Below are 21,355 nucleotides of genomic sequence, written 5' to 3' on the forward strand. Positions count from 1 at the left end.
TTTAAAAATTGACTAGCATATAGATTATTCTAATCTAAGGTGTGAATTATGATCAGAAAAATAAGCCTAATAATTACCTTCTCATTTATTATTAATTGCTTTTTGCCTGAATCAAGCCAAGGTCAAGAAATTAGTATCGATGGCAATACAGCTACCATTGTCACCAAAAATGGAGAACGCATCGTAATTGATGGCAATACATTATCCAGAGACGGGAAAAACCTCTTTCACAGCTTCAAAGAATTTGGTTTAACGAATCAACAAATAGCAACTTTTTTAACAAATCCCAATATTCAAAATATTTTAACCAGAGTTACAGGGGGAAATCCATCTTATATTAACGGTTTAATCGAAGTTGTCGGTGGAAACTCTAACCTTTTTTTGATGAATCCTGCAGGAGTTGTTTTTAGTCAAGGAGCTAGTTTAAATGTACCAGCAGATTTTACCGCTACTACCGCTACAGGTATTGGCTTTAGTAACGGAATTTTAAACGCCATTGGCAATAATGACTATCAAAATTTAACGGGTAATCCTACTAACTTTATTTTCAACACTCAACAATCAGGAAGTATTATCAACGCGGGGGATTTAAAAGTAGCACAAGGAAATAACATCAATCTTTTTGCGGCTAATATCATCAATACAGGTACAATCGAAACCCCTCAAGGGAAAATCAATATACAGGCGGTTAAAGGTACATCAAGGATAAAAATCACTCCTGAAGGTAGTTTGTTGAGCTTAGAGCTTGATATCCCGAAAGATGAGCAAGGAAATTTATTAGGCTTCACCCCTCAAGATTTACCGAGTCTATTGACAGGGGCAAATAATGGTGGTGTGACAACGGGGAATGTCATGGTTGAAAATAATCAAGTACAAGTGGCGAAAAGTAATATCCCCAGTGAAACGGGAATTGTCATTGCATCAGGAAAAATCAGTACTTCATCGGCAAATAAAGGGGGAGAAGTAACGGTATTAGGGGATAAAGTTGGGGTGATTGATGGTGAAATATCTGCTAATGGTGATTTAGGGGGCGGAAAAGTTTTATTAGGTGGTGAGCGTCAAGGAAAAGGCACAATTCCCAATGCTCAAATTACCGTTATTGATAAAAATTCTACTGTGAATGCTGATGCCAACTTAAGGGGTAATGGGGGAGAGGTTATCGCCTTTGCCAGTGATTATCTAGGAGTTGATGGTCAATTAACGGCAAAAGGTGGCTTGATTTCAGGGGATGGTGGATTTATTGAAACCAGTGGTTTAAAATCATTTTCGATCAACACAGTGCCTGATGTGGGTGCAACTAATGGCACAGGTGGAGAATGGTTAATTGATCCTTATAATATTGCAATTATAAGTGAAGATTTATTTGAAGGTATAACTAGCGAAAATCCCTTCATTGCTTTTAATAATAATGCTCTACTGTGGGTAGGATTTATACAACAAGCACTTATCAACGGTGACGTTACTGTATCAACGGGAATAAGTAGTGATACTCGATTACCTCAAGAAGGAAATATTACTTGGAATAGTGATGCAATACTTGATTACGATAACATTGGACAAGGAAAAACTTTAACGTTGGATGCGGCTAATAATATTATTTATTTAGGAATAATTGATGATTTCATCCCTTCAACTATAGATTCTCTAAATATTGTTTTTAATGCTGATTCTGATAATAATCAATTTGGAGCAATCGCACTTTTCAATGGTTCATTAATCAATACCAATACAGGTAATATTAATATTAATGCTAATGCTGCGACTACCACAGATATTAATGGAGGTTTTGAAATCATCGGAAATGGCAGAATTATTACATCGGGTATAACAACTTTTAATACAGGACAGACAAATATTGTAGTTCCTGAAACATCCCCCAGTGACTTTAATACTGTTGTGATTAATAGTGCTGATAATGTTAACCTTTATGATATCAATACTCTTAACTTGGGTAATTCTAATGTCAACGGTGATTTAAGAGTAACGACTAATGGTAATCTTACCAATAGTGGAAATATTATAGTAGCAAATAATACTGATATTAATACTAACGGTAATGATATTTTATTAGATGTAACGGGAAATAATTTTCAAACTGTTAATATTGTCAATGCTAACAACGTAATTCTTGCAGATATTAATGATTTAACCTTTGGGAATGTAGATAGTGAAAGTAATCCTCTCAACATTAGCATTTCAGGAGATTTAGATTTGCGAGTTACAGGTATCACGAATATTCTGAGTAATATTCAAGCTAATAGTATTCTCACAAATAATCTTGGCACAACGGTTGTTAATGCTAATACCATCACCACTACGGGAAATCAAACATATAATAATCAACTTAATATAGAAAGAAATAGTATTTTTAGTAGTGCGACTGGACAATTAAATTTTAATGGTGCAGTAAATGTTAGTCAAAGTCTCACTCTTGAAAGTTTGTCAGGGATTAATTTTCCTCAAAATGCCCTTGTTTCAGCTAATGGTAGTAATTTGATTTTGAGAACGTTAAATGACGATAGATTTATCTCTATTAATAATGGTAACAGCACCCTATTTAATATCTCTAACCTCAATCAAATCAATGGCTTTGAGAATATTATCATTGGAGAAAGTAGTTCTATCGGTTCTATCAATATTGATGGTGTTTTAAACATAAATGATCCTCTCAGTTTACAGGCTAGTAATATCAATGTTAATTCTTCTATTTTTGGGGATGATAATGCTTCTATTACCATCATAGGTGCGAAAACAACCACGACTCTCAACGCTGATATTATAACTCAAGGTAATGATATAACCATTGATGATAACGTTATTTTAGGTGCTGATGTTACCCTAGCTATTGATAATGGAAATAATATTATCGGTAATATTGACATACTTGGAACTATTAATGGTAATCAAAGTTTAACTCTCAATGGCGGTGATAGCAGTATTTTTATTCTAGGAGTGATCGGTAATAGTCAAGCTTTAAATAACTTAACTGTCACAGCAAATACAACTAATCTTAATGGTGGTTTGGTTTTGACAACGGGAAATCAAACTTTTAATGGTGATTTACTACTCACTAATAATAGTACTCTTGAACCACAAGGCTTTTTTGTCAGTGACAATATAATTACCAACGGTAATAATGTTACGATCATCGCCGACAATATTAACACTGGAAACATTAATACAAGTAATATTGAGGGTAATGGTGGTAATATTATTCTTACTTCCACTCAAGATGGTATTCTAACTCAGAATCTGAACTCTTCAGGAAATAATGGTGGTGCGATCGCCTTGAACTCAGGCACAACTATTGAAACACAAGGAATTAGCTCAATCGGAAATACGCAAAATGGTGGCAATGTAACAATTAATTCTCTTAATGACATACAATTGACTAACATTAATACCCGTAGTAATAACCTCACAGGGGGGAATGTCAATATACTAACAAGCGGTAGATTAAGAATAACAGAAACCATTGGTAATACTAATTTTAGTATCGATAGTAGTGGCAACAATGGTGGAGGTTCTATTAATATTAGCTTCTTTCCTGAAGGACTTGAAAAAAATCAGGAAGATCCTCGTTTACCTTTTATTGTAGGCGATCCTAGTAATAATGGAACTTTAGGACTTATTACTACGGGTGATTTCACTGTTGAACCGGGAGAATATTTTGATACATTTCAATTAGGAAATATTGGAGTCGTATTATTAGATCCCCAACCAGAAACTCCCCAACCAGAAACTCCCCAACCAGAAACTCCCCAACCAGAAACTCCCCAACCAGAAACTCCCCAACCAGAAACTCCCCAACCAGAAACTCCTCAACCAGAAACTCCACAACCAGAAACTCCACAACCAGAAACTCCACAACCAGAAACTCCACAACCAGAAACTCCGCAACCAGAAACTCCTCAACCGGAAACTCCTCAACCGGAAACTCCTCAACCAGAAACTCCTCAACCAGAAACTCCTCAACCGGAAACTCCTGTCAATTCTCGCACAGAAAAACTCAATCTATTACAAAAAGAAGGTGATCCAAATAATGCCATTCCTTCACGATTTGAAGTTAAAACCCTTGGGGCAAATCTTTATCCTTCAGTTATTCCTATTGCCACCATTGCTCAAGCTCAAGAAATTTTAACTTTAATCGAACAAGAAACACCGGAAAAACCAGCATTGATATATGTTACTTTTACTCCTAAAGGTTATGAACCACCTAATTTGGAAAAAGAATTTGCCCGTAGAGAAGTTTTAAATACTCAAGAATATAGCCAAGTTGATATTACTCTTTCTGATATTCAACCGACTATTCCCTTAAAACCATCTGAAGAAGATCAGTTAGATTTACTAATAATTACCCGTAAAGGCGCTCCCATCAGGTTAACTGTACCTGTTACCCGTGAGCAAGTAGTGCAATCAGCTACTAATTTATGGTCAAGTGCGTCAGATAATTTTGCCTTAAATGACAATTATAAGCCATATGCTACAGAATTATATAGCTGGTTAATTACACCCCTTGAAGATAAACTGAAAAAAGAAGAAATTTCTAATTTATTATTTATTTTGCCTACAGAAATTCGTTTTCTTCCTGTTGCCGCTTTATATGATGGTAATAACCAGCAGTTTCTCGTCGAAAAATATAGTAGTGGTTTAGCACCAAGTTTAAACTTAAATGATAATAGTTATCGCCCTATCAAAGATTTAAACCTTTTGGCGATGGGAGCAGCACAGTTTGCAGATGATCAAGTAACACCTTTACCTGCTGTTGGCTTAGAGTTGCCAACCATTCAAAAAGTTTGGAATGGTAAAGCAACAGAAGATTATCAACGATATTTGAATAATAACTTTACTTTTGACGAAATTAAACAAAATTTAGGTGCTAAATCTTTTGGAATAGTACATTTTGGTACTCATGGGGAATTTAATCCGACAGAAACTACTGATAGTTTTATTCAATTGTATAATTCTCGACTTAAATTAGGTGAATTACGCAATCTTGGTTTAAATCAGCCTTTAGTGGAATTGATGGTATTAAGTGCTTGTGATACTGCTTTTGGTAACGAGATAGCCGAGTTAGGATTTGCTGGTTTAGCGGTACAAGCTGGAGTTAAAACTTCCTTAGGTAGTGTTTGGCAAGTCAGTGACACTGGTACTTTGGCGTTGATGACTGATTTTTATGGGCAACTAAAAACTCAATCTACTAAAGCAGAATCTTTACGACAAGCACAGTTAAATATGCTTCAAGGTAAAATTTATAAAACTGAAGATGGTAATGAGATTATTACTCCTGAACTAGAAGTATCATTAGATGGGTTACCCGAAAATTCTCGGCAAAAAGAAGATTTTTCTCATCCTTTTTATTGGGCTCCTTTCACTATGATAGGTAATCCTTGGTAATGTAATAATTAAAGATTTCTAATTTCTTACATTTTATCTTTATTAAAAAATTTTTAAGGATTTCTATTTATTTTGTTCTTATAATTTATTCATTAAAAACAAATATCAGACTATATATCATATTATGAAAAGTATTAATTTGAATAAAAAATTATTTATATTTTCCCTAAGCTCATTATCTTTTTTTAGTGTTAACGATCAAATTTCAGCTCAAGAATTTAATTTTACCATTGAAAATAATCAAAAATATTTAACTAATGATTTAGTTAATGACAATATTTTTTTGCTCGGTCAAAATAATTCCCCAGAAGTTTATATCAAAAATATTCAAGTCAAAGGAAATAGCATTTTAAATAATGAAATTAATACTATTATTGAACCTTATAAAAATCAAAGTGTTACTGGTGAAACTTTAAAAAATGTTGCAGACCAAATTACACAAATTTATCTGAATAAAGGTTATATTACTACTAGAGCTATTGTGGAGAATGTTATTGATGAAGTAGCAATTATTAGGGTTGATGAAGGACAAGTAGAAGCAATTGAAATTGAAGGTGCGAAAAGATTAGAAAATTATGTACGTCAAAGAGTAGCGTTAGGGACAACAACACCTCTTAACTCTGGGAATTTAGAAGATCAATTGCGATTGTTAAAAACAGATCCTTTAATTGATAATATTGAAGCTACTTTAAGACAGGGTAATGCTGAAAAACAAAGTATTTTAGTGATAAAAGTTTCTGAAGCTGATCCCTTTTTTGCGACTATTGGTATTGATAATTATTCTCCTCCCAGCATTGGTGCTTCTCAAATGACTTTTGGGGCGGGTTATGGTAATGTTTTTGGTTTTGGTGATTCTTTTTCTGTCTCTTATCAACCTCGGTTAGAAGATTGGACTGGTACTTATAACTTAGATCTGTACTATAATGCTCCTCTTAATCCCATGAATGGTAGTTTACAAGCAAGGGTTTCTATACAAGAAAATACCGTTGTTGAAGGTGATTTTCAAGAGTTAGATATTAGCGGAGAAAGTCAGTTTTACGAATTAAGTTATCGTCAACCATTGATTCGTACTCCCCGTGAAGAATTTGCGTTATCTGTTGGTATGAGTTATCGTAATGGTCAAACTTTTACTTTCCAAGGGCCAACTCCTTTTGGTGTAGGACCTAATGATGATGGTATTACTCGTACGAATGTGATTACTTTTGGTCAAGATTATGTTAAACGGGAAACAACAGGAGCTTGGGCTTTACGATCTCAATTTAGGATGGGAGTCGGTTTATTTGATGTAACGACATCTAATCGTTCTAATGATCCTGATGGTTATTTTTTTGCATGGTTAGGACAAATTCAACGAGTACAATTATTAAATCCTGATAATTTATTAATTATTCAAGGAGATATTCAATTAAGTTTAGATCCTTTATTACCATCAGAACAGTTTGTAATTGGTGGAGGACAATCCGTAAGAGGTTATCGACAAAATGTCCGTGCGGGAGATAATGGTTTTCGTTTTTCCATTGAAGATAGAATTACCTTAATTAGAAATGAGGAAAAATTCCCTATATTTCAAATTGCTCCATTTTTTGATATGGGCTCAGTGTGGAATGCTCAGGGAAATCCTAACTTTTCAGCTAATCAACAATTTATTGCTGCTTTAGGATTAGGTTTAATTTGGCAACCCATAAACAACTTAAACATAAGAATCGATTATGCACCACCTTTAATTGATTTGATTGATCGAGGTAATAACATTCAAGATGACGGTTTATATTTCAATCTTAAATATAATTTTTAATGATTTTGATTGGTTTGTTGCCAAATTTTAATTGTGCCATCAACTCCTCCTGCCGCCAGAATTTCACCATTTTTACTTAAGGATAAGGAAAAAATACGGTTATCATCGCCAATTTTTAAATGTCCTAATTCTTTTGCAGTGGCAGGATGCCAAATTTTAATGAAACCATCAACTCCGCCACTATATAATAAATTGCCGTCAGGATTGAAAATTAAGTCCATTACTTGTCCGTGATGACCTTGTAATTCTAAAGTAGGTGAAAGTTCTAAAAATAAACTAAACATTGTATTTGGTAAATGCCAGATTTTAATCGAGCCATCAGTACAACCCCCAGCAATATATTCCCCTGACTTACTAATGGCAATAGATTCTAAAGAAGTGACATTACCTACTAATAAACCAAGTTTTCTTTCTCCTCCTAACTCCCAAATAGTTATCTCTCCATCACCACCACCACTAGCAATAAATCCAGATTCTTCATGAATAGCGATGGCATTAATTGCCCCAGTTTTGTCATAGCAACTTTGAAGTAAATCACCACTTTGTAAATCCCATTGTTTCAAAGTTTGATCATAACTACCACTTACAATAATTTGCCGAGAAGAAGCTATTTCTAAACCATGAATTGAGCCTGTGTGATTAGTTAAAGTATTTTGAAGGTTTAAACGTAAAGAATTTTTTTCTGATTTCAAAGACCAAATTTTTACATCTTGATCTAAACTACCTGTAACAATACCATGATCCAGATAATTAAAATCACTAACACTAACGGTTAAAACTCCTTGAGCTGAAGCCTTTACAGCATCAATTTCATAACCTGTGTCTAAAGACCAAATTTTTAAATATTGATCCCAAGAAGAACTTAATAAATACTTACTATCATGAGTAATGATTAAATCAGTAACAGATTGACTATGACCATTAATAATATGAATACATTTCCAAGCAATTTTTGGGGGAGCTTCAATGTCATAATTTTGGGACTGACTTAAAACATGGCGATCAGGTAATTTAATATCATTAGGGGATGAATTAATAGGTTTTCGGGAAGATTGAGAAGATTGATAAAGTTGTTCTAAACTTTTAATTCTTTGTTCTAATTTATGTTCTTGAATATAATCAATAATACTTGTTAAAGATTTATTTAAACTTTCAACATCTTGCTGTAAAGAAGCAATAATTGGGTTATCTGATTTTTGTGTATTGCTAGAAATTTTAGGCGGAGTTGTCAGGGTATTTTGTTTTTCTATATAATCGCTAATTTTAGCGTTAATTTCTTCAACTTCTCCTGAAAAACGTCTTAGTTGAATATTTAATGCCGCTCCAATACGATTTTTTGTACGAGATTCTAAGCGAAAACGATTGATAATATTTAAAAGAAAAGTAATCGTAATAGCAGAAAATAATAAAGTATTAGACTGTAAAAATAAAGAAATAATTAAGCCAATAATAATAAATAAAACACCGAGATATTCAAGCCATTCTAACCAAAGTAAAGTAACTAAAATCATAAGAATTATCCTTAAATGCCTAACATTGTACGAGCGATCGAAAAATAAATCAACACCCCTAAAACATCCACAGCAGTAGTAATAAAAGGTGCAGACATTAAAGCTGGATCTAATCCGATAGACTTAAATAGGAAAGGTAAAGCTGAACCAGAAACCGATGCTAACACAGAAATAGCCACTAAACTAACTCCCACAGATACTGCTACCACAGGATTTTTATTAGTTTGAGGTAAAAGATAAGCCCAAATAGAAGCTAAAATTCCTAAAATTAAGCCTAATAATAATCCAGCTAATGCTTCCCTAAAAATAACTTTTACTGTACCTAAATCACTCACTTCATCAGTACTTAAACCCCTAATAACTACAGTAGAAGACTGAGTACCAATATTACCCCCTGTACCTGTTAAAAGAGGGATAAAAGCCGCTAAAACAGTAACTTTTGCTAGTACGTCTTCTTGTGCACCAATAATACTTCCTGTAACGGTATTAGTCAATAATAATATCAATAGCCATGACACTCTTCTTCTTGCCACCGTAAATAAATTAGTTTGAAAGTAGTTATCACCATTAGATTGTACAGCCCCTAAAGCATAAATATCTTCTGTGGCTTCCCGTTCTAAAATGTCGATAACATCATCTACGGTGACAATACCTACTAATCGTAACTCTTTATCAACTACTGGCACAGCTAAAAAGTCATATCTTTGAATTAATCTAGCCACTTCTTCTTGATCCATGTCAGTTTTGACATAAATCACATCCTTCGTCATGATTTGTTCGAGGGTTTGAGTGGGAGAATTTAAAACTAAATCTCGTAAAGAAACAATACCCGCTAGATGACGAGAAGCATCGGTTACATACATATAATAAATTAATTCCGAGGCTTTAGCTAAAGAGCGTATTCTGTCTAAGGTTTCCTCTACCGTTAAATTTTGTTTAAGAGAAATATACTCAGGAGTCATGATTCTTCCTGCGGTATCTTCCTCATAACCCAAAAGTAGGTTTGTTGCTTGTCTTTCTTCAGGGCTTAACTGTTCTAAAATACGACTAACGACTGAAGCTGGTAACTCATCAAATAACTTGGCACGATCATCGGGAGACATTTTATCGACAATATCTAAGACTTCTTGACGCTTAAATTCTTCTATTAACGACTGTTGTACACTAGAATCTAAATGTTCATAAACATCGATGGCTTCTGTTTTATTCAGTAACCGAAAGGCGATTAACTGCTTTGATGGAGGTAAATATTCAATGGCTTCAGCAATATCAACGTGTTGTACTGGTAATAATAATGCTTTTGCACCTTCTAGGTTATTTTGTTCTAATAAAATTTGTAATTGAGAACTTACTAACTCTCTTAATTCGTGGCGAGAATCATTTTGTTTAACCACTACATTATCACTCACCAGTACGCCCCCTTTATAACTTAAACTTATTACGATAAATCTTTTAGCATCGATTTTTAATTCTAACCTCTGTCTGGTTGATGTGAAAATAAACTTTTGATTGCTCAAAAATTAACCTAAAATGATAATAATAAAGGATTTTAGTAAATTTTTTGTGAGCTATTTTTTACTGTAAAATCCGATAATCTTGTGTAAATAAGGTGTAATGAAAAACTTTTTTGATGAGAGTAGAAGTTAAGAGTTCGACAGAATAAAAATGCTCAAGACAAGACAGACAAACAAGTAGATAAGTAAAATGGACAAAATTATGGATATTTGTGCATATTTAAAATCAATTTTATGAATTCACAAAAAATATAATCTCCCTGTCTGCTTATCTTTCTGTCTTGGTTACCAGCCATCATCTACTTTTAGATCGAACTTAGGTTAATTAAAACCAGTCATCATCGTCTTCCCAATCATTTTCATAGGGAATATCTTTTTTTTTGCCGACATTATAACGACGATCTCTGGGAGAAGTTGATGAAGAATCATAAAATGGTGCTCCACGATTACCTTCTTCCTGATAATCATTACTGCGTCGAGAAGAGGATGCAGAACGAGAAGTAGTAGGTTGAGAACGTTGAGGATTTCGAGGACTAGATAAACCACCGCCGCCGTAACCATAGTTATTCGGATTGTCATAATCTCGGTAATCTCGATTAGGGGAAACCCTTGAGCCATATGAGTTAGTGTCAGAATTACGATATACTGCACCTCTTTCTCTGGGGTTATAGTCATCTTCATCATCACCAATAAAAGTCTTTTTAATAGACTCAAAAAACCCTTCTTGTTCATCATCATATTGTAGTCTGACTTCTCGATTTAATTCATAAAGAACATCTTGTAAATCAGCCTGACTACGATCTAAACGGCGATCGTCATCTTTTTCTAAACTATCAAGAATTTCAGTACAAAGAGTTTCTATATCTCGGCGATAAGGATTTGTAAATTGACTACCGAAATCGAGAGTAACTTCCCTTAAACGACGTTGGGCTTGATCTGTCAAAGCCTTTGCTCCATTGCGTTTTTCCACTCGATCACGTCTTTCTCTATCTTCTCTAGCAAATTCTTGGGCTTGATTCATCATCTCATCAACTTCTGCTTGTGATAAAGTCGAAGCACCTTGAACAATAATTCTTTGTTCTCTTCCAGTAGTTTTATCTCTAGCAATTACTTGTAAAATGCCGTTAGCATCAATATCAAAAGATACTTGAATTTGTGGTACACCCCTAGGTGCAGGTGGAATTCCAGTTAATTTAAAACGTCCCAAAGACTTATTGTCTTCTGCCATTTCTCGTTCCCCTTGCACTATATGAATTTCTACAGAAGTTTGATTATTTTCTGAGGTAGAGAAAACATCTGATCTTCTTACTGGGATTGTAGTATTGCGGGGTAAAAGTTTTTTTGTAACACCACCAATGGTTTCCACACCAATAGATAAAGGAGTCACATCGAGGAGTAAAATATCTTTTACTTCCCCCCCTAAAATTCCTGCTTGAATAGCAGCACCAACGGCTACAACCTCGTCAGGATTAACATTCTGATTAGGTTCAATATCAATAAAGCTACGGACTAAATCTTGTACTAAAGGTATGCGAGTTGAACCCCCAACTAATACAACTTCATCTATCTGCACAGGGCTTAAACCTGCGTCTTTCAAAGCTCTTTGAATAGGGCGACGTAATCGAGATACCAAATCACCACATAGTTCTTCAAATTTAGCACGACTAAGACTGGTTTCGATATGTTTAGGTCCATCTTCAGTCGCAGTAATAAAAGGCAAATTAATTTCTGTATTACTAACTCCCGATAGCTCAATTTTAGCTTTTTCTGCCGCTTCGGTTAACCGTTGCAAAGATTGTCTATCTCTTCTTAAATCTACTCCTTCGGTTTCTAAGAATGCTTCAGCGAGATAATCAACAATTCTTCTATCAAAATCATTTCCCCCTAATTGAGTATCACCGCTAGTAGCTTTAACTTCTAAAACACCATCTCCCACTTCAAGGATAGAAACATCAAAAGTTCCTCCCCCCAAGTCAAAAACAAGGATTTTTTCACTCCGTCTTTTTTCTAAACCATAAGCTAAAGAAGCCGCAGTAGGTTCATTTACAATTCTTAACACTTCTAATCCTGCAATTTTTCCTGCATCTTTTGTTGCTTGACGTTGAGCATCGTTGAAATATGCAGGTACAGTAATTACAGCACCAGTCACTTCTTCCCCTAAATATCTTTCTGCTTCCTCCGCTAATTTGCGTAAAATCATCGCTGATACTTCTTCTGAGGCAAACTCTTTTTTCAGACGAGGACAACGAATTTTGATATTATCAACTTCATCCCGACGAATGGTATAAGGCACACGTTTAGATTCTTCATTTAATTCTGAGTATTTTCGCCCCATGAAACGTTTAATACCATAGTAGGTATTTTGAGGATTTAAAACTCCTTGTCGTCTTGCCATTTGCCCAATGACTAATTCACCATCTTTATTAAAACCTACTACGGAGGGAGTGGTGCGACTTCCTTCAGAGTTGGGGATAACGAGAGGCTTTCCCCCTTCCATCACTGCTACCACTGAGTTAGTTGTGCCTAAATCTATACCAACGACTCTACCCATTGTTGCTAATTTCTCCAGTTTTTTCTCGTTATTTGCCCTCGTTCGAGGTTTTTATACTTTAACTTTACTATTTATTCAGTCTATTGTATCGGATCACGTTTGAGATCAAAGGGCGAATTTATCCTTAATTTATTGTTAAAGGTTAGGCAATAGGAAATAGAAGAAATAGATTCAATCCAGAATAATATTTAGCTAAAAATTCATTTTTGGTCATTGAAGCTGATAACTGACTACTTATAGTTATCCTCATCAAAATAAAAAACTTTTTTAGCAACTCCTATGTAAGTTGAAATTTTATTCAATCTTCTCGATCGCCAATAGATATAATATGATTAGCTCCGAAAATAGCTTCATAATGTCGATAGAATTTAAATTCAAGGATATTATAAAAGGGATCTTGCAAAAAAAAAGTTTGATGCTCAGTTAATTGTTCTTTAAATCTTAATTTTGCCGGTTGATATAACTCTAAATGGTCTTGACATCTAGTCAACAATAAATTCCAATCTGATTCATGGATGAAAATTAAACCAAAATGGCGAGGATAAATACTAGAAGGTGGAATTAAAATTTCTTTTGTGGTATGTCCTACTAATTGATGACCATAAAAATCAAAAATAACAGCGTGTTGATTTTCTCTCCCGATTTTTGCACCTAAAATATCACTATAAAAATTTTTAGCTTCATTAATACTATTAATAGGAATAGCTAAATGAAAAATTACTTGGTTAACCATAAACAAATTAAATCATATATTCAATATTTACTGGGCTCAGACGTATCTAACTAGAATATTGAGGGTAGTAGATACCTCAAGTTCGACACAAAAAAAATTGTAAAAACAAGTACAGATGGACAATAAAATCAGTAAAACGGTAAAAAAAAATACCAATATGTCTAAATTGTTGAGAGAGTTTTTTTAATTTTTGACTAGTTTTAAAAGATTCAAGTTAAATGCGTTTGAGCCTATTTTTTTATTCTACAGTAGTATAAACAACAAAATTATTTCTACTTTTTTCTCGGTTAAATATAAGGCTTGATCAGCTTGTTTTATAGCAGAAAAAGAGAGGAAATTTTTCTTCCTCGTAGTTATCCATTGACAATGACTCCTTCAAGTGCGTTGTTTGCATTTTCTCCAAGGCTAATTTTTAGTAAGTCATATAAGTTCCGATCCATAGTTGCACCCTCGAACTGACAATTTCCGAGAAATTTGGGCGTTATTTGCTCATCGGGCAATTGTCGAATTCTGAATTCGTCGGCTAAGAATCTGTCACGGTTGCTTGGGGTAAGAATAGCCCCGGAAAAATTTGCTCCTCGAAAATCTACGTCGATAAACGTCGCACGTATCAAAGAGACTTGCACTAAGCTCGTATTGCGTAGGGAGAACTTATTGATTATAGCTCCCCAGAAATCAAATTCATCAAGTATATGTCCATCAAGAATTGAACCTTCCAACTTCTGGGCGATTTTCTTGTCTCCGAGATCTACAACCTGAACAATGCTTGAACTGAGAGGATCTGCGCAGTGACAACAAACAGGATTACCTTTTGGATCTGTGTTGATTGAATTCGACTGTGAAATTAATAGAATGGGAGATGTAAGGTTATTTTCCAATAGCTGTACGAACACTGTATGTAAGTCATTGCTACTGCCCATCCGAATCCCGTTTATCGTCGAGAACAGAAGTCCTCGAATAGCGTTGATTTTACCTTTGCGCGGGTCCATTACCCCATCAGCAGTAAGAATCGTATCGATCAGCTTAACACAAAAACTCTGAGTATTGGCAGCGGCGGCGGCGGCACTTTGATTTATAGATTGCTTAGTCTGTTCTTTAGTCAGAACGTAGAGGCTATACGTGAGGAGACTCTGAATAACCAATCCCGCCCCTGCTAGTACCATATTAACGGCTTCAAACCATGAACCAGCTTCGTTTTCATTGCGAGTAGCTGCGGCTGCCACGGCGTGGAAAAAACCCGTACCCGCTATTATTGTAAAAGTCAGGGCAATAAGCAATGAAATTTTCAGAGCTTTGGGCGAAGATAGTATGTTGACAATCTTTTGCGTGGTTTTCGTAAAGGAGGTTTGTGCGAGGATCAGTAAACCAGCCATGCCCAATATGGTAAGAAGCGGATTTGAAGGAAACAACCCTCTGATAAAATCGAACTTTTCTGGGGCGATCTCCACAGGGCGCTCTATGAGAAGACTAATCACGACAAAAGGGAGCAGCAATGTAAGTAGGGCTAGGGCTAAAGAGCCTCGTCTCTTGCTAAAATCCTTAGAGTCCATTTTTATATAACCTTAACCTTATAGTCTTTTCTTTCTCAGCGTATCACACCATCGTTCTAGAGACAAAGAGGCTAAGATGAATTATGGAGAGGAAAGACAAACTCTATAGAGAAACTGGGTTATGGTATTAGTCTTCTTGTGTAGGTTTTTTATTTTTATCTGATGGTAAATCAATAAAAACTCGATCCCCGACTGATAAACCGCCTAATATTTCCGTTGTATCATCTACTGACGTACCAATGGTAATCGGTTTAAATTTAGGAACGTTATTTTCGCCGGGAATCATTACTCCAGTTTTACCTTCTTCCGTGACAATTGCCACCGTTGGAACTACTAAAATATTATCTAATTTTTCTCCCAAAAAATTCACTTCTACATTCATTTTTGAAAGTAGTCGATCTTGTCCAGTAATTACCGCAATCTTCACTTCAAAAGAGGTCACATTTTGCTCTACAATTGCCTCTGGAGCAATGCTTTTAACCACACCTTTAAAAACTTCATTAGGATAAGAATCGGCAATAATTTGCACCGGTTGACCTAATTTGATTTGACTTAAATCAATTTCTGGCACTTTTGCCACAATTTCTAACCCTTTAGCTAAAGCAACGATAGAAGAAGAAGTAGCTGAAGCAGTGGTAGAAGCGGAAGTCGTAGGAGTAACAAAAGCACCTTCTGTGGCAAATCTTTGAGTAATAATTCCGTCAAAAGGAGCAGTAATTAAAGTATCTTGAAATTGAATTTTAGCAATTTCTAAACTAGCTTGTACTGCTTTGATATTCGCTTTCAGTTTTTCTATCTCAGCTTTACCACTAACTTTTCTTTCTTCTAAAGATATTTTGATTTCCCCTACTGCCGCCTCTAAACGTTTAATTTCAGGATCTTCGGTAATTTGTAATTCTTCTAACTGTCGGACAATTCTTTGTACATTTGCCTGAGAAACAATGACTTCATTGGCTAATTGATCAAATTGATCAGCGGTAATAGCACCTTCTTGTAATAACTTTTCATTTCTTTGCAATTGAACTTGAGCTAATTTTAGCTTGGATTGAGCTTCGACTAATTGGGCTCTTGTTTGTTCAATCTGAGAAGGAATTCTACGTCTTGATTCCTCTAAACGTGCTGATGCTTGAGCTAATTGAGCTGATAATACTTGTAAATCACCTTGTAATTTTAAATCTGCTTCTTGGACACTGGCTTGAGCTTCTTGTAACCTAGCTTCTGCTTGAATGCCTTGAGCATATAACTGCTTATTATCCATCACAGCTATTGGTTGCCCTTTTTTGACTATAACTCCTTGATCTACTAATAATCGTTCTAGTATTCCGGGATTTTTAGGACTAATATTTACATTTTGAATTGGCTCAACTGTACCACTAGCTTTAATTTCAAGATTAATAGTTTTTCTGGTAATGGGAACTGTATATTTATCTATTTCCGCAGTAGTAGAATTACTCCGATTTAAAGACACATAAGCAAATCCTCCGATGAGAATAATGCCACCAATCATTGCACCAAAAATCCACGGTAAAGGATTATTTTGCTTTGGTAAAGGATTACTTTGCTTTTCCAAATTACTTGCTGTCATACATCAGGTTTTTATAATTGTCAATCATCATCTATACAAGTTAACAAATATTATTCATAATCGAGAATAAGCAATAAGCACTCAATGCAATAGTTGTTAATTGCTAATTATCTATAAATTAGAGCTTTTTATCACGATCTCGACGACGGCGATCGCGCCATTCAAGAGTTGTGAGATAAAGAATACCACCACTTACAAAAACTAACAAAGCGATGGCGGCAACAAAAAGAAGATTTAAAACAGGTAATGATTCCACGATTTAGAAACCTTTTCTACCCCATACTACCATTGCAATAGACCATGTGAATAGAGAAAGAACTCCAACCCAACCTAAAGTAAGAATATCCATATTTATAACATTTAAAGAGTAATTTTAACTATATTATCTTATCATTAAGAAGAATAATTGAGTTAAGAGTTCCTGTGCGGAAAAATAAGTTAACAATTAAATATAGTGATGAAATAAACCGACGTAACAAGTAATATGATTTGATGATGTTTAATTTGATTGGTTTATACTAAAAGTCTTATCTACAGTTATTTACATTAATATTTTTTATGACTCAAGTTTCCTTAATCAAAGCACAATCTTACGATTTAGAACAGTTACGTACGTCCTTAGAAAATTTACTCATGCCCTTGGGTGGTATATCTGCTTTCGTAAAAAAAGGTGATCGAGTATTACTAAAACCAAATTTATTAACGGCTTCTCGCCCAACAAAAGAATGTACTACTCGTAAGGAAATAGTTTATTGTGTTGCTCAAATGGTGCAGGAAGTTGGGGGAAAACCATTTTTAGGAGATAGCCCAGCTTTTGGTAGTGCAAAGGGAGTAGCTAAAGCTAACGGTTATTTACCCCTTTGTGAAGCCTTAAATTTGCCCATTATCGAGTTTCAAAGCAAAAAATACTCTGTTGATAATAATAATTTTCAACATTTGCGGTTATCAAAAGAAGCAATGGAAGCAGATGTTATTATCAATCTACCGAAAATTAAGTCTCATATGCAATTGAGCATGACGATGGGAGTTAAAAATTTATTTGGTTGTGTGCCGGGGAAAATGAAGGCATGGTGGCATATGGAAGCGGGAAAAGATGCTAGTCGTTTTGGGGAAATGTTAGTAGAAACTGCCAAAGCAATTAATCCAGATTTGACAATTATTGACGGAATCATTGCCCATGAAGGAAATGGACCAAGTGCAGGAGAACCTAGAGAATTAGGTATTTTAGGGGCTTCTCATAATGTTTTTGCTCTAGATGTGGCGATCGCTGATATGCTGAACGTATGCTCAGAAATAGTGCCTACTTTAGTTGCTCAAAAAAAATTGGGGTTATTAAGTGATATAAAAGATATTCAATTTCCTTTGTTAAAACCCGAAGAGTTAAGAGTATTAAACTGGAAATTACCAGAGACATTAATGTCTATCGATTTTGGTTTGCCTAGGGTGTTAAAATCTACATTTAAACATTTTTATATTAAGCTCATTAAGGAAACAATTAATAGTTAAAAATTATATAGCAGTCCTAAATAATTTGTCTGAAAATAAATCTCGAAAATTTAGTAGAAAGTGGTTTAAAAGTTTCATTATATAAACACTATATAATTTATTGTTACTTTTAAATATTTGATAATCGATTTAGTATTCCTATATCTATAAACTTATAAATAGGTGGAAATTAATACTATAACAATTCTAGTATCTTAGTCCTAAAATTTTTACAGGTGTTGGTTTTCAGGTATCATAAAATTTACAGATTTATTTTTAATTATTCACAAATAATTTAGGATTGCTATATTTTTTGAATAATCAACTGAGATAAATAATAAAAAATATGAATTTGAATTTAGTTTTATTAGTACTAGAAAATTTTTTAAGAATTTTTGGTTTATTTTGGATTCTAGGAGGTATTTTTGCGCTGAAAACTGCCAGAGAATCTCAATTTATGGATACTTGTCTTGAGCAAATTGAAGGGAAAAAAGTAGATTCTTTAGTTACTAACTTTATGTTTATTGGTGGAATTTTAACATTATTAAGTGGCATTGGCTTACTACTTAATAATGATCAAACCATCATAATTTTATTAATTCTAGTTATCAGTCAACTAATTTATTTTAATATCAAAAATAAAAAATTTATAAAAGCTAAATCAGAAGAAGAAAAAGAAGAATATTCTATTCAATCTACTACTTACAATGCTTTTCTCACATCTATTTATATAACAATTGTTGTTACCATAAAAATTATTATCAAAATTATTATAAACCTATAACATATATCAATATTTTATCTGATAACTCAGAATACCTATTGATATTTCATACTAATTAAATTGTAAACTGAATTCTGTAATAAATGCTCATTAATAATTTTTCTTTGGTTACTATTATTAAAAATAAACTAACAGATTTAATAAAAAAGGAAAAAAAAGAATTAAAATATTTTAATGATTTATCAAGAATTAATTTTTCTATAGAATTAAGTAAAAATGAAAGTCAAATTACTTATAAAAGTTCTGTATGTTTACAGTTATCTAAAATCAACCAACAGTCTGCTGTATTTTTAGCAAAAATTTTAGTTGACATCTATAATCAAAGTAATAATAAACTAGATATTTTCATCCAAATTTCTGGTAATGGTTGGTTAGAATTTATCATTAGCGATGAGTTTATTAATCACTGGCTAAATAAGGTTAATAAAATCCATTTTCTAGAGTTAAATAGAGATGGCATAAAAATAGATAAAAGTCAAATAAATTTTAATCATTATTATACTCATTCTCGTTGTTGCTCAATTTTAAAATCTGCTCATGAACAAAATATAATAAGTCTCAATAGTATGGACTTTATACTGAATCAATGGAAAATAGAAAATCCAGTTAAGATTAACTATAAAATTATAAATTTATCAGGAAGTTATGAGCAAAAATTGATTAAAGAATTAGTTATCATAACAGAGAAAATAGTCAACAATAAACTCAATTATCAAAATTCATTAAATAAATTAAGTCAAGCCATTTTAGATATGGAATGTCATTGTCAGATTTGGGGAGAAATTTTACATAAAAACTTAGGAATATCTCAAAGTCGATTAGGATTAATTGCTATTGGCTTACACTATTATCAAAATCTTTTTTATCAAGAATTTAAAGAAAATTTACCAACACAAATTTAACACATAAAATAATTTTAAAATTAAAAATATCAAAAAAATATATAATTAACTCCTAATTCTTTATTTCTAATGATTATGACAAATCCTTTTTTAAATCTTGAATATGAAACTGCCATGGAAAATTTAGGAGATAGTTATTATGAAGAAGTTTCTCCTGCTGAATTTTCCCAACATATACTAAGATTTGCCAACGATGATTTATTACCCGTCATCGGCTTAGATAAAAACGCCGTCAAGGAAAATGATTGGATAGAAGCCTTTGGCAAATTTCAAGGAATACGCCCATTTTTAGCTTTAAAATATCATGGTTATCAATTTGGTGCATATAATCCCCAATTAGGTGATGGTAGGGGCTTTTTATATGGACAAATAAGAGGTAATAATGGCATATTATACGATTTTGGCACAAAAGGATCAGGAAGAACACCTTATTCTCGTACAGCCGACGGGAGACTCACCCTCAAAGGCGGAATTAGAGAAGTTATCGCTGGTGAAGCATTACATAGACAAGGAGTTAATACTTCTCGTTGTTTTTCCTTAATTGAAACAGGGGAATCTTTATGGCGAGGAGATGAGCCGTCACCTACACGTAGTTCTGTAATGGTTCGTTTTAGTCAATCTCATATTCGTTTCGGCACTTTTGAAAGGTTACACTATTTACAACGTCCTGATTTAATCAAAAATTTATTAGATCATGTAATCTATTATTATTATCCTCATTTAACTACTTCAGAGAATCCCTACATTGAATTTTATAGTGAATTAGTGGAAAGAGTTGCCTTATTGGCGGCGCAATGGATGGCAGCAGGTTTTTGTCATGGGGTTTTGAATACTGATAATATGTCTATTACGGGGGAAAGTTTCGATTATGGCCCCTACGCTTTTATTAATACTTATGATCTTTTTTTTACGGCGGCTTACTTCGACTACGGAGGTAGATATAGTTATGGTAATCAACCGTTAATTTGTCAATGGAATTTGGAATTATTACAAAAACCTCTCTCTTTAGTAATTCCTCATCAAGATTTACAAGAAGTATTAACTAATTATAATCAATATTATGAAGAATTCTACCAAGGTTTAATGGTGAAAAAACTGGGGTTTAATAACTTACCTGATAATTTAACCAAAAAGTTAGTAACAGAAACCGTTAATTTATTAAAAGAAAGTCAAGTTAGTTATAGTCAATTTTTTGCTGATTTAACCTCTCAATTTAACTATGGTTGGCATGAAAATGATAGTTTAATTTTAGAAAATAGTGACATTAATTCTTCTAACTTTGATACATGGAAAAAACTTTATCATCAAGCCTTGGAAAATTGTGTCAGGGAAGAATTAGATAATATAAAAAATACTCTTAACCAGTATAATCCTCAAATTGTGCCTATTAGAAATATTATCGAAGAAATTTGGCAACCTATAACCACTGATGATAATTGGCAACCTTTTCATGATTTATTAGCAAAAATTAGAAGTTAAATCTTAAGGCATCTTTCAGAATTTAAGATTGAGAAGATAAAATGGAGGGAAAATTTTGGTTCTGAGTTC

General features: G+C 33.5%; 14 protein-coding genes. 6 read left to right on the forward strand and 8 right to left on the reverse strand.

Annotated elements, in window-relative coordinates:
- The first annotated feature begins 102 nt into the window (after nucleotides 1-102).
- Together GM3708_RS18395 and GM3708_RS14580 are read left to right on the forward strand one after the other, a co-directional pair.
- Nucleotides 103-5,397, forward strand: coding sequence for a CHAT domain-containing protein (locus GM3708_RS18395; protein ID WP_066348472.1), 5,295 nt, complete (start codon nucleotides 103-105; stop codon nucleotides 5,395-5,397).
- A 124-nt stretch (nucleotides 5,398-5,521) separates the two neighbouring features.
- On the forward strand, nucleotides 5,522-7,192 hold the full coding sequence (locus GM3708_RS14580) for a ShlB/FhaC/HecB family hemolysin secretion/activation protein (RefSeq protein ID WP_066348474.1): 1,671 nt from the start codon (nucleotides 5,522-5,524) through the stop codon (nucleotides 7,190-7,192).
- Here the strand turns inward: GM3708_RS14580 and GM3708_RS14585 are convergent.
- From GM3708_RS14585 to petN, 8 genes are all read right to left on the reverse strand, one after another.
- Complete coding sequence (locus GM3708_RS14585) at nucleotides 7,189-8,703, reverse strand: WD40 repeat domain-containing protein (RefSeq protein ID WP_066348476.1); 1,515 nt, start codon at nucleotides 8,701-8,703, stop codon at nucleotides 7,189-7,191. The two genes, GM3708_RS14580 and GM3708_RS14585, sit on opposite strands and share 4 nt — an antisense overlap.
- Before the next feature lie 11 nt (nucleotides 8,704-8,714).
- Nucleotides 8,715-10,112: a magnesium transporter gene (gene mgtE / locus GM3708_RS14590; RefSeq protein WP_066349505.1), complete on the reverse strand. Its 1,398-nt coding sequence runs from the start codon at nucleotides 10,110-10,112 to the stop codon at nucleotides 8,715-8,717.
- 430 nt (nucleotides 10,113-10,542) lie between these two features.
- Nucleotides 10,543-12,768 (reverse strand): molecular chaperone DnaK, encoded by a 2,226-nt coding sequence (dnaK, locus tag GM3708_RS14595; RefSeq protein WP_066348478.1) that lies wholly within the window; start codon nucleotides 12,766-12,768, stop codon nucleotides 10,543-10,545.
- A 298-nt stretch (nucleotides 12,769-13,066) separates the two neighbouring features.
- A complete protein-coding gene (locus GM3708_RS14600; RefSeq protein ID WP_066348480.1) occupies nucleotides 13,067-13,501 on the reverse strand; it encodes a VOC family protein in 435 nt (144 codons plus the stop codon).
- A 353-nt stretch (nucleotides 13,502-13,854) separates the two neighbouring features.
- Nucleotides 13,855-15,051: a pentapeptide repeat-containing protein gene (locus GM3708_RS14605; RefSeq protein WP_066348483.1), complete on the reverse strand. Its 1,197-nt coding sequence runs from the start codon at nucleotides 15,049-15,051 to the stop codon at nucleotides 13,855-13,857.
- A 127-nt stretch (nucleotides 15,052-15,178) separates the two neighbouring features.
- Nucleotides 15,179-16,636, reverse strand: coding sequence for an efflux RND transporter periplasmic adaptor subunit (locus tag GM3708_RS14610; RefSeq protein ID WP_066348485.1), 1,458 nt, complete (start codon nucleotides 16,634-16,636; stop codon nucleotides 15,179-15,181).
- Between the two features lie 118 nt (nucleotides 16,637-16,754).
- Nucleotides 16,755-16,892, reverse strand: a complete 138-nt coding sequence (locus GM3708_RS18895; RefSeq protein ID WP_173645021.1) for a hypothetical protein — start codon at nucleotides 16,890-16,892, stop codon at nucleotides 16,755-16,757.
- A gap of 3 nt (nucleotides 16,893-16,895) precedes the next feature.
- Nucleotides 16,896-16,985, reverse strand: a complete 90-nt coding sequence (petN, locus tag GM3708_RS14615) for a cytochrome b6-f complex subunit PetN (protein ID WP_015222656.1) — start codon at nucleotides 16,983-16,985, stop codon at nucleotides 16,896-16,898.
- Nucleotides 16,986-17,194: 209 nt separating this feature from the next.
- Between petN and GM3708_RS14620 the strand changes: the two genes are divergently transcribed.
- The 4 genes from GM3708_RS14620 to GM3708_RS14635 all read left to right on the forward strand — a co-directional run bounded on the left by GM3708_RS14620 (nucleotide 17,195) and on the right by GM3708_RS14635 (nucleotide 21,286).
- Nucleotides 17,195-18,142, forward strand: coding sequence for a DUF362 domain-containing protein (locus GM3708_RS14620; protein WP_066348487.1), 948 nt, complete (start codon nucleotides 17,195-17,197; stop codon nucleotides 18,140-18,142).
- Nucleotides 18,143-18,467: 325 nt separating this feature from the next.
- A complete protein-coding gene (locus tag GM3708_RS14625) occupies nucleotides 18,468-18,905 on the forward strand; it encodes a hypothetical protein (RefSeq protein WP_071827625.1) in 438 nt (145 codons plus the stop codon).
- An 83-nt stretch (nucleotides 18,906-18,988) separates the two neighbouring features.
- Nucleotides 18,989-19,807, forward strand: a complete 819-nt coding sequence (locus GM3708_RS14630; protein WP_066348488.1) for a hypothetical protein — start codon at nucleotides 18,989-18,991, stop codon at nucleotides 19,805-19,807.
- 75 nt (nucleotides 19,808-19,882) lie between these two features.
- The gene (locus tag GM3708_RS14635; protein ID WP_082714147.1) at nucleotides 19,883-21,286 is read left to right on the forward strand and encodes a YdiU family protein; all 1,404 of its coding nucleotides are present in this window, start codon (nucleotides 19,883-19,885) and stop codon (nucleotides 21,284-21,286) included.
- The last annotated feature ends 69 nt before the right edge of the window (nucleotides 21,287-21,355 follow it).

It is taken from the genome of Geminocystis sp. NIES-3708, from assembly GCF_001548095.1.
In the GTDB taxonomy this organism is placed as follows: Bacteria; Cyanobacteriota; Cyanobacteriia; order Cyanobacteriales; family Cyanobacteriaceae; genus Geminocystis.